At 39.2% G+C, this 10,346-nt stretch carries 7 protein-coding genes and 1 pseudogene; all 8 read left to right on the top strand.

The annotated features are described in order from the left end of the window. Positions 1 to 225, top strand: a pseudogene (locus tag A5294_RS03055) (hypothetical protein); the annotation flags it as partial. Between the two features lie 321 nt (positions 226 to 546). After that, the gene (locus A5294_RS03050; RefSeq protein ID WP_231880182.1) at positions 547 to 771 is read left to right on the top strand and encodes a hypothetical protein; all 225 of its coding nucleotides are present in this window, start codon (positions 547 to 549) and stop codon (positions 769 to 771) included. A 53-nt stretch (positions 772 to 824) separates the two neighbouring features. Continuing rightward, a complete protein-coding gene (locus A5294_RS03045) occupies positions 825 to 3,131 on the top strand; it encodes an AAA domain-containing protein (protein WP_064340429.1) in 2,307 nt (768 codons plus the stop codon). A 560-nt stretch (positions 3,132 to 3,691) separates the two neighbouring features. Then, a complete protein-coding gene (locus A5294_RS03040; RefSeq protein ID WP_004119400.1) occupies positions 3,692 to 4,327 on the top strand; it encodes a zinc ribbon domain-containing protein in 636 nt (211 codons plus the stop codon). A gap of 246 nt (positions 4,328 to 4,573) precedes the next feature. Then, positions 4,574 to 5,548, top strand: coding sequence for a cation diffusion facilitator family transporter (locus tag A5294_RS03035; RefSeq protein WP_064340430.1), 975 nt, complete (start codon positions 4,574 to 4,576; stop codon positions 5,546 to 5,548). A gap of 112 nt (positions 5,549 to 5,660) precedes the next feature. Next, positions 5,661 to 6,569 (top strand): RNA methyltransferase, encoded by a 909-nt coding sequence (locus A5294_RS03030; RefSeq protein WP_004106833.1) that lies wholly within the window; start codon positions 5,661 to 5,663, stop codon positions 6,567 to 6,569. A gap of 70 nt (positions 6,570 to 6,639) precedes the next feature. Beyond that, entirely contained in the window at positions 6,640 to 7,707 is a 1,068-nt protein-coding gene (pheS, locus tag A5294_RS03025) for a phenylalanine--tRNA ligase subunit alpha (RefSeq protein WP_032842538.1), read from the top strand. A 5-nt stretch (positions 7,708 to 7,712) separates the two neighbouring features. After that, positions 7,713 to 10,334, top strand: a complete 2,622-nt coding sequence (pheT, locus tag A5294_RS03020) for a phenylalanine--tRNA ligase subunit beta (protein WP_004106829.1) — start codon at positions 7,713 to 7,715, stop codon at positions 10,332 to 10,334. The last annotated feature ends 12 nt before the right edge of the window (positions 10,335 to 10,346 follow it).

Genomic DNA, 10,346 nt, shown 5'->3' with positions numbered 1-10,346 from the left:
ATATTACTTATTGATAGAACTACTGGTAATAACATTTTATGGGCAACAGATAATTACGAGCAGACCGTCTTTTATATGCTTATAGCACAGGCAGAAGAAACGCTGGCAAAATCCTTTATGCCAATCGCTGTGTGCGCTGCAGATTTGGCTGAATCTATTGATGTTCGCGAGCGCCAAGCAGGATTAAACAAGCTTGCGGAATTGCTTGCTAAACATAATCACTAAACATAATCATGCGATAAAAGAACAAGGTCTTTCCCGCATACGCGGGGGTGATCCCATAAATATTGGGATACGATATAACCAGCGTGGGGACCTCGGCAACCAGCTTTCAAGACTGGAACATTAGTCTGAGGAGCACCCCACGTTTTTAAGTTTTTCCTGCAACGATGATGTAATCCTAAAAGTGCATTTATCGAAAAAAAAATGGCGTGATAATACCGCGTTCCTAGTTGTGGAAAATAAGAGAGGAATTAAAAGCTGATGAACATGATGAAAATTTGTTATAACATGGCTGAGAAACTTCGACCTTAAGCTGAGCCATACATGAGTGAATTTGCAAAAGAATTTGTTAATGATGCTATTGGAGCTGGAGAACCGTCAGTTGCAATTGATCTTTATTTAGTAGAAGCATGGCTGCACAAGAGCGCGCCTAAAGAATTGTTAATCGAAGCTTATAACCTGCTAGATCCTTATGAATGCGGAGACTTGTATGACGATATAGCAGACGATTTAGGTGTACCGCGTAAAGTTCATTCACCAGATGAATAAAGAATAAWKTTAATAAAGATAGCATTGTTGGAACCTTTAAGAAGCAGTTCTATTTGCAGTGGATTGATTTGATTATTAGACAGAATAGTTCTTTGTTGCAATTTAGTAGGCTTTCTCAAGATAGAGCAGTGAAAGAATTTGCAGAAAAAGATATTGAGCAGTTTAAAATAAACCAAATAAAATTACGTGAGAAGCTTTCATCTGCATGCCCTGAGTCTAATTGCGCTTCATATGGAAGTCCTCTAATCATGCTACAGCGTGAAAATCAGAAATCAAGAAGCAAAAAGAATATACGCGAACTTATTAAAGAAGCTGGAGAGCTTGTTCAGAAAGTTAAGCCATGTTTTATGATGTCACCTTTAAGTGTGAGTACGTATCTTGACTATGATTCTATGCAATTCGATATTGTAATATTCGATGAAGCTTCGCAGATGTTTCCATGGGATGCTATTTGCGCAATAAGTCGCGCGAAGCAAGCTATTATTGTTGGCGATTCTAAGCAAATGCCACCTACTAATTTCTTTACTACTGTTATAAATAATGGTGAAGATGATGACGAAGATGATGATGTAAGAAGCTTTGATTCTATATTAGATTTAGCTTCTGTTGTTTTGCCGCAGGTCAGATTGAGCTGGCATTATCGTAGTCGCTGTGAACAACTTATTGCTTTTTCTAATAAGAATTTTTATGATAACAAGCTTATAAGTTTCCCATCTGCTCAGTCTGATTCTGAAGGTTTAGGTATTGATTATTACTATGCAAATGGCGAATTTGATCGTTCTTCTCATAACAATAGAAAAGAAGCTGAGTATGTTGTTGATTTGATTTATAAGAACATTGATAAATACCCTAATAGAAGTTTGGGCGTTATTGCATTTAGTCAAAGTCAGCAAAATCTTATTGACAAATTGTTGTTCAGGAGGCGTCAATCTACTCCAGAAAGAGAGTTTTTCTTTGATGAGAACAAAGAGGATGCGTTCTTCATAAAGAATCTTGAAACTGTCCAAGGAGATGAGCGCGACACTATCATATTCAGCATTGGCTATGGTCATGATTCTAAAGGTATACTTTCGCTTAATTTTGGACCTTTAAATAAAGAAGGTGGCGAAAGACGCTTGAATGTTGCTGTTACAAGAGCAAAATATAATATTCAAGTTGTTTCTTCCATGCATGCGATGGATATAGATCTAAGCCGTACTGAATCAGAAGGTGTCAGACTTCTGAGGGAGTATCTTGATTTTGCAGAAAATGGTGAGATTGCTTTACAGCGCAGTGAAAGTGTTGGAAGTATGGATCAGTTTGATTCAGACTTTGAATATGAAGTCTGTGAATTCTTGCGAAATCATGGGTTCTCTGTAGACACGCAGGTAGGATGCTCTGGATTCAGGATTGATCTTGGATTAAAGATGCGCAATAGTTCCGACTATGTTTTGGCGATTGAATGTGATGGTGCTACATATCATTCGTCCAAGAATGCTCGTGATCGCGATAGGCTTCGACAGACTATTTTGGAAAATATGGGTTGGAAATTCTATAGAATTTGGTCGACTGAGTGGTTTAAGAACAGGATAGTTGAGCAAGAGAAGCTTTTGGCTGCTGCTAACGAAGCTGTAAAAATGAAATGCATTCATGAAGAAGATTCTTCGGATAGTAGTGCATCTTTGCCTGATAAACGTATAGTTTCTTCGGATAATAATTCAGTTGATTTACTTGATTCCGTTCATGGTAAGCATGTAACTCATGCAGATCCTCATCATGAATATATGGAAAATATGAGTAGTTTAGAAGAAAAATCTTCAGCAAATCTCAATAATATTACACAACCAGTTGATACTAATCATTTTTCTTTTGAAAAATACAAGATGGCTGATTGCAAAAATATTTTTGCCAAGCACAAAAATATAGGTTTTAAAGAAATTGTTAAGGATATTCTAGAAATTGAAGCTCCTCTTTCGGAAAACCTTCTTTTGCAGAGGATTGTTTGGTATTTTCAACGTGAGAAAGTTACTTCAGTCGTGCAAAAAAGTTTTGATATAAAAATGCGAGGATGCGAATATTTCGGTATTATTCGTAAGAATGGCTTTATGTATTTAGAAAATAAACCTATTGTTTTCAGATTACCTGGCGATATTGTTCGTGATTTTAGTCAGATTTCACCTGAAGAGATTGGTGAAGGAATGCTTGAGATTGTTAGTAAAAATGTTAAGGTAACAAAAGATGGTTTATATAAATTTATGGTCGAACTATATGGAAAAAAGAGAATAGGAAAACACGATACTGAAGCTTTAGATAATGCTTTATTCGCATTGATTAAATCTTGCAAAATCGTTGAAAATGATGGTCAAATAAGCTTGAGCTAATTGATGAAATATTTCATAAGCACATTACGAAGCCATATTAGTTTTCTAAAATTGGCAGTGAGAGCCTAACAAGTAATTGACAGTAACATTACTGTTTTACGAGTTTTGTGTGACGTTTAGTTTGTAAAGAGAATTGGTGAGCAATGGGTTTAATGATAACGAACAGTCTTCAAATATTTTCTGAGTGTAAAGTTGGCTTTGTCTTTATTTGTGTTAGTTGACAATGTTCTTTAAGGTTATAAGTATAACCATTATTTAAATGAGATATGTTTTTAAGATATTGTGCGTGCATGATATTCGTTAGAGCATGTTTTACGAAAAGTTAATTAAAGATGAATGCTGAGCTTTTTAACTTAACTGCAGCAAGTTTCCATCGATATTTCAACAAAACTTAGTTTTTTAAACACACTTTTTGGCCTATAACCCACATTTGCACTTTACTTAGCATATTTGCGATTGACAATCCCGTATTTGTCTTATAGTCAGTTCGATTGTTATAATTGTTGCGAATTTGCAATGCAATAGTTGTATTGCTTAACAACTGAAGTAGAAGGTGAATTATGCTTTGTAATTTTTGCGGTAAAGAGAACGACGCAAATAGTCAAGTATGTGCTAATTGCGGAAATCGCTTAGGAAACCCAAATGTGCAACAGACTGTTCAAAATACTCAGCAGCCAGCAAACGATACTTTAAATTCTGTTAAAGATGGCTTTAAGAATTTTAATGAGACAATAGATTCAGTAATTGAAGATTCAGATCCTGAGCTTTTACATAAGTACTCCTTGATTGCTTATATGGCAGCTTCTGTTGTTGCAATTATTGCTCCATTCTTGCCACTTATCACTGTAAATTGCTTTGGTCTCTCCAAGTCGTTTAATTTTGTAAACAATAATAACACTCCTGGCGATGGAATTTTCTATATAATTATTGCTATTGTTGCTTTAGTTTTTGCTTTTATGAATAAGTCAAAAATAATGATGATTGTTGGCGGTGTTGCTGCCGTATTTATGATTTTTGAGTTTTTCCATATTAATGGCAAGATATCTTCCCTCAAATCGCAGTTTGGCGGATTCTCGATGCTTGGATCTGTAAGTTATGGCATTGGTTTCTACTTATTCATTCTCTCTGCACTTGCTTTGCTTGGATCCTCTGTATTGTACTACCTGTGTGAAAGAGTGCTAAAAGCAGAGAAATAGCATTACTTTGTAACATGTTTTGTACAATGTTTATGCATGTTGACAGCTTGTGATTACATAGTCATAGACAAAGTAATTGATAATAGTGAACCCCGGCTTAGGCTGGGGTTCATTGCGTATACGGCAAAATGCGAATGATATTGAGAAACGATATCGCCCAAATATTTTAATATTTTAGGAGGCTGGAAAGTGCATAATCATAACGATGTAATTCAAACTAACGGCACTGGTTCACGCTCAAGCAGTGTGAATGCAAATGTCAACTCTTTCGATACTCATTACAATAACGCCAACGCAGCTTCCCAAGCAGCCGCAATTCACGCAAGTCATGCACATCAGCATCGTTTGCTTCTTACGCTTTCTCTTACTGCAACTGTGTTTTTTGCTGAGGTAATTGGTTCTTTTCTAACTAATTCTTTGTCGCTGCTTATAGACGCAGGTCATATGCTTACAGACATTTCAGTTCTTGCAGCTTCAACAGTTACTGCAATTCTTATGCGTCGTCGTCCAAATAGTAAGCGTACGTGGGGCTGGGCGCGTCTTGAGGTTATTACAGCTGCTGCGGGAGCTCTTATTTTACTGCTTGTAGGAGTGTATGCTCTTGTTGAAGCTGGAATGCGTCTTTTTGGTAGTGGTCATCAAGGCATTCATGATGTAAATCAGCTTCTATTCTTTGGTATTCTTGGCTTAGCTGCGAATTTAGGCTCTCTTGTAATTCTTATGTCTCAATCGCAAGACAATATGAATATGCGTGCTGCTTTTCTTGAGGTTATGAACGATGCTCTTGGATCTGTTGCAGTCGTAGTTTCAGCTATTGTAATGATGAGCACAGGTTGGGCAGGTTTTGATGCTGTAGCTGGTGGTATTATTGCGCTTCTTATGATTCCACGTGCGCTAAAGCTTCTTAAGAATGCTGTTAAGGTTCTTCTTGAGCAGACTCCTGAAGGTCTTGATTTAAATAAAGTTCGAGAACATCTAGAGCATGTTCCTCATGTACTTGCAGTTCACGATTTGCACGCTAGTACTGTCTCTACTGGTATGCCGATTTTTATGGCACATGTCGTTGTGGATCCTAATATGACAATGTCTCAATGCTCTCAGGTGCTTTCTCAGCTTCAGGACTGCTTACGCGAGCATTTTCCTGTTTCTGTGTCCCACACTACTTTCCAACTTGAGCCTAAAGGCTATACAACTTCCAGTGCTTCAGAGCATCATGAATAAAGTTTATAAGGTTTTGCTTATAAGTCTTGTTGCAATGAATGTAACAAGTTTGCATAAATACGTGAACGCTTATTTCCTGTGTCGTAATCGTTTTTGAAGTAAAGTTATATTTATGCCGTTAAAAGAACTAATTGATAATACTCACAGTGAGCGCGTGCGCAGACTCGTTTCTTTAGGTCGCGCAAAGTCGCATGATTTGCAGCGTTTTTTAGTTGAAGGTCCGCAAAGTGTGCGCGAAGCTGTACGTTATGCCATAGATTCGTTATGTGATATTTATGTTACTAAAGATGCTTGTGAAGGTAATGAAAAGGAAAGTTCCCAATTTTCTTCTTTGCGGGAAATAGTTAAAGAAGCTTTATCTCGATCTTGTTATGTTCATCCTGTTGAATCGAGTATTATGCAAAAAATTAGTGCTGATTCACAGGGAATTGTTGCGGTTGCTAATTCGAAATCTTTAGATGATATCTATTTTAGTGAGTTTAAAAATTTGCAACAATCAGCACAAATAAAATCAAAAAACGATTTTAAACCTCTTCGTATTGCAGCTTGCTGGCAGGTAAGAGATCCTGGCAATGCTGGTGCTATTATTCGCGTTGCAGATGTTGCTGGATGCGATGCTGTTGTTTTTGTTGATGATTGCGTAAGTCGTTGGAATTCTAAGCTTGTGCGTTCGACTGCTGGCTCACTATTTCATCTTCCTGTAGTGCAATTAAGCGTTCAAGACTGGTTCGAATGCGCTGCAAAATCAAATATTCGAGTTATTGCAGCTGATATTTACGGAACTGACAAGATTAAACCTGTGCCATTCCCAAAAATTTTAGTCAATTCCGAGGTTATTAGCAGTTCTTTGGCTATTTTATTTGGCAATGAAGCTAGAGGCTTACCTAAAGAAGTATTGCAGCAGGTTGACGATATTTCAATAATTCCAATATATGGAAAAGCGGAATCAATGAACCTTGCAACAAGTGCAGCAGTAATGCTTATGGGCTTGGCTATGTCGAGTCATGAGCGAAAAATATAATTTTGGGCAATATTTTGCAATATCGTATATAGACAATGAATATACGTATAACACAGATAGGAAGGGTGCTGTGACCGATAATAAGCCATTCGATATTAAAGCTGTAACTAAAGCAGTAAAAGAAGGTATTGCTAGCGTTACAGCTGCTCAAACTATGGAAGAGCTGAAGGCTGTTAAAACTAAGTATGCTGGCGCACAGTCAGTGATGACTGTTGCAAGCAAAGCAATTGGTTCTTTGCCTGCAGATCAAAAGAAGGAAGTTGGCAAGGTAATGTCAACTTTGCGAGCTGATTTTGGTCGAGCTTTTGCAGAAGCTACAGAACGAATTAAAGCCGTTGAAGAAGCTAACATGCTTTCTGCAGAGACTGTAGATATGACTCTTCCAATTAATCGTAAGCCTTTAGGTGCTCGTCATCCTATTGCTCGTATTATTGAAGATTTTGAAGACTTCTTTGTGTCTATGGGTTGGCAGATTTCTGCGGGTCCAGAAGTTGAAACTGAATGGTTTGATTTCGATGCATTGAACTTTGGACCGGATCATCCTGCGCGTCAAATGCAAGATACTTTCTACGTTCAAGGAAATCAAGCTAAGGATGCCGCAGGCTTTGTTGGTTCAAATATGGTTTTGCGCACGCAAACTTCTTCTGATCAAGTACGTGCGTTAATTGAGCGTGGAGTTCCTCTGTATATTGCTTCTCCTGGTAGAGTGTTCCGCACTGATGAACTGGATGCAACGCATACTCCAGTTTTCCATCAATGTGAAGCTTTGGCTGTGGATAAGCATTTAACAATGGCTGATTTAAAGGGTGTTCTCGATCGTTTGGCTGTTGCTATGTTTGGTCCAGATGCAAAGAGCCGTTTGCGACCAAGCTACTTCCCATTTACTGAGCCTAGTGCTGAGCTGGATCTTTGGTTCCCGGATAAAAAGGGCGGTCCAGGCTGGATTGAATGGGGCGGATGCGGAATGGTGAATCCTAATGTCCTTAAATCTGCTGGTTTAGATCCAGAAGTTTATACTGGTTTTGCTTTCGGAGTAGGTTTGGAGCGAACTTTGCTACTTCGACATGACATTAACGATATGCATGATTTGGTTGAAGGCGATAAGCGCTTCAGTGAACAGTTTGTGATGGGGGAGTAAAACTCATGCCAATGGTAGATATTGACTGGCTTAAAGATCATGTTGAAGTGCCAGAAGGTTTAACATACGAACAGCTTGCTAAAGATTTAGTTCGTGTTGGTTTAGAGGAAGAAGAGATTCACACTTCTCAAGTTACCGGTCCAATTGTTGTCGGTTACGTAGTTGACGCAACTCCTGAACCGCAGAAAAATGGCAAAACTATTAATTGGTGCCATGTTGATGTCGGAGATAAATACAACGATGTTGACGAAAACGGTAAAAAAGTTCCTCGTGGCATTATTTGCGGTGCTCCTAATATGGCTGCTGGTGAAAAGGTTGTTGTAACTCTTCCTGGTGCTGTTCTGCCTGGAGATTTTAAGATTGAGCCGCGCAAGACTTACGGTCATATTTCTGACGGTATGTGTGCTTCAGAGCGTGAGCTTGGTTTGGGAGATAGCCACAATGGCATTATTTTGTTGCGTGAATATGGCTTTTCTAAGGCTGAATATGATGAGTTGAAGCCTGGCGATGATGTAATGGAGTTGTTGCATCTTAATAAGCCGATTTTGGAGATTAACATAACGCCTGATCGTGGTTATGCTTTCTCTTATCGTGGTGTTGCTCGCGAATATCATCATTCAACTGGTGCTGTTTATACGGATCCTGTTTCAAAGTTGAATGAGCAGGTATCGCAAATTAATGATGAAGGTCACAAGACTTCAGATATTGACGTGAGCATTGAAGATACTAATCCAATTCATGGTGTACCTGGTTGTGATCGATATTATGCGCGTGCTGTACATGGTTTTGACTCCACTTGTGCAAGCCCACGTTGGATGCAGCGTCGTTTAACGCGTGCAGGTATGCGCAGTATCTCTCTTGCCGTTGATATCACTAATTATGTCATGCTCGATTTGGGTCAACCTCTTCATGCTTATGATTTAGACAAAATTGAAGGTCCAATTGTAGTTCGTCGTGCACATGATGGCGAACATCTTACGACTTTGGATGGCAAAGATCACGAATTGCATGTTGAGGATTTAGTTATTTGCGATTCTCCTCATGGAAACCACGGTTCACGCGTGCTTGGCTTAGCAGGTGTTATGGGAGGCATGTACGGCGAAGTTACGAGTGAAACGAAAAATATTTTGATTGAGGCAGCTCACTTTGATCCCGTTTCAATTGCTCGCACTGCTAGACGACATAAGATTCCTTCTGAGGCTTCTCGTCGTTTTGAACGTGGCGTTGATACTCAATTGCAGCCAGCAGCTGCGCAAATGGCTGCGAATCTTTTGGAACAGTTTGGTGGAGCTAAGCCATCTACATCGCCGTGTGATGTTAATAATACTCAGTCGCGAAATGTGATTGTGTTTAAAGCTAATGAAGTGCAGCGAGTTGCTGGTTTGGAAGTTGATTTGAATCGCATTAGCGATATTCTTACCGATATTGGTTGCTCTGTTGCTGGTGGTGGCAATGGATCCTTCTCCGTTCTTCCTCCAACTTGGCGTCCTGATTTGAATGAGCCTTGCGATCTAGTAGAAGAAATCGCTCGACTTATTGGATATGATGAGATTCCTGTTAAGGTTCCTGCAGTTCCTGTTACTGGTCGAACCGGTTTAACCACGCAACAGCAAACTAGGCGAGCTATTGCTTATGAGTTAGCAGAAACTGGTTTTGTTGAATCTTTAAGTTATCCATTTGTTGGTGAAGAAGATATTAAGGCTTTCCGCCAAAATGTGGACGAAGTTGCTGAAGTAAGTGTTCGTATTGCTAATCCTTTGGCTGGAGACAGACCTTGGCTTCGTCGTTCTGTTTTGATGACTTTGGCTGGCACTGTTCGACGCAATCTTCATCGTGGTTTAACAGATATTTCCATGTATGAGCTTGGTCATGTGTACTTTAGCGATCCAAATGCTCCTGCAATTCCTGCATTACCTGGTTCTGTTAGACCTTCTAATGCTGAACTTGCTGCGCTGGATGCTGGATTACCGGAACAACCTTTGCATGTTGCTGCTTTGCTAACTGGTCATGCTGAAGAAACTGGTTGGCTTGGTACTCATAGAGATGTCGATTGGAGTGATGCTGTTGAAGCACTCCAGCGAGTTGGTAAGAGAATTGGTGTTAAGTTCATTCTCGAACAGTTTAAAGCTCAAGATGCTCCATCTTCTTGGCATCCTGGTCGTAGTGCTCAAGTTTGTGTTCTTGCTGAAGATGGTTCAAGCGTCAATCTCGGTGTTGTTGGCGAATTGCATCCGCATGTTTGTGAAGCATTAGATTTGCCTAAGCATTCTGCAGCATTCGAGCTTGATTTAACTGAATTGTTTAAGAATATGCTTATGAAGCCTGTTCAAGCTAAACCAATTTCGACTTTCCCTCCTGTAAAGCAAGATTTTGCTTTCACTGCACCAATTGAATTGAAGGCGAATGAATTGCAGTCTGCTATTGAAAAGTCTGCTGGAGATTTGCTTGAATCTGTTGAGTTGTTCGATGTGTATGAGGGTGAACAGCTTGGAGAAGGCTTGCGTTCTCTTGCTTATTCTGTAACGTTCCGAGCAAATGATAGAACGCTTTCTGGCGAAGAGATGGAAGAAGTTCGTAAGAAGATTACGGATGCTGCTGAAGTCTTGCACGCAACTTTGCGAGTGTAAAATATAATATAT

Source organism: Gardnerella sp. 30-4, assembly GCF_001641215.1.
In the GTDB taxonomy this organism is placed as follows: Bacteria; Actinomycetota; Actinomycetes; order Actinomycetales; family Bifidobacteriaceae; genus Bifidobacterium; species Bifidobacterium leopoldii.
This window is presented reverse-complemented; position numbering and strand designations above follow the sequence as displayed.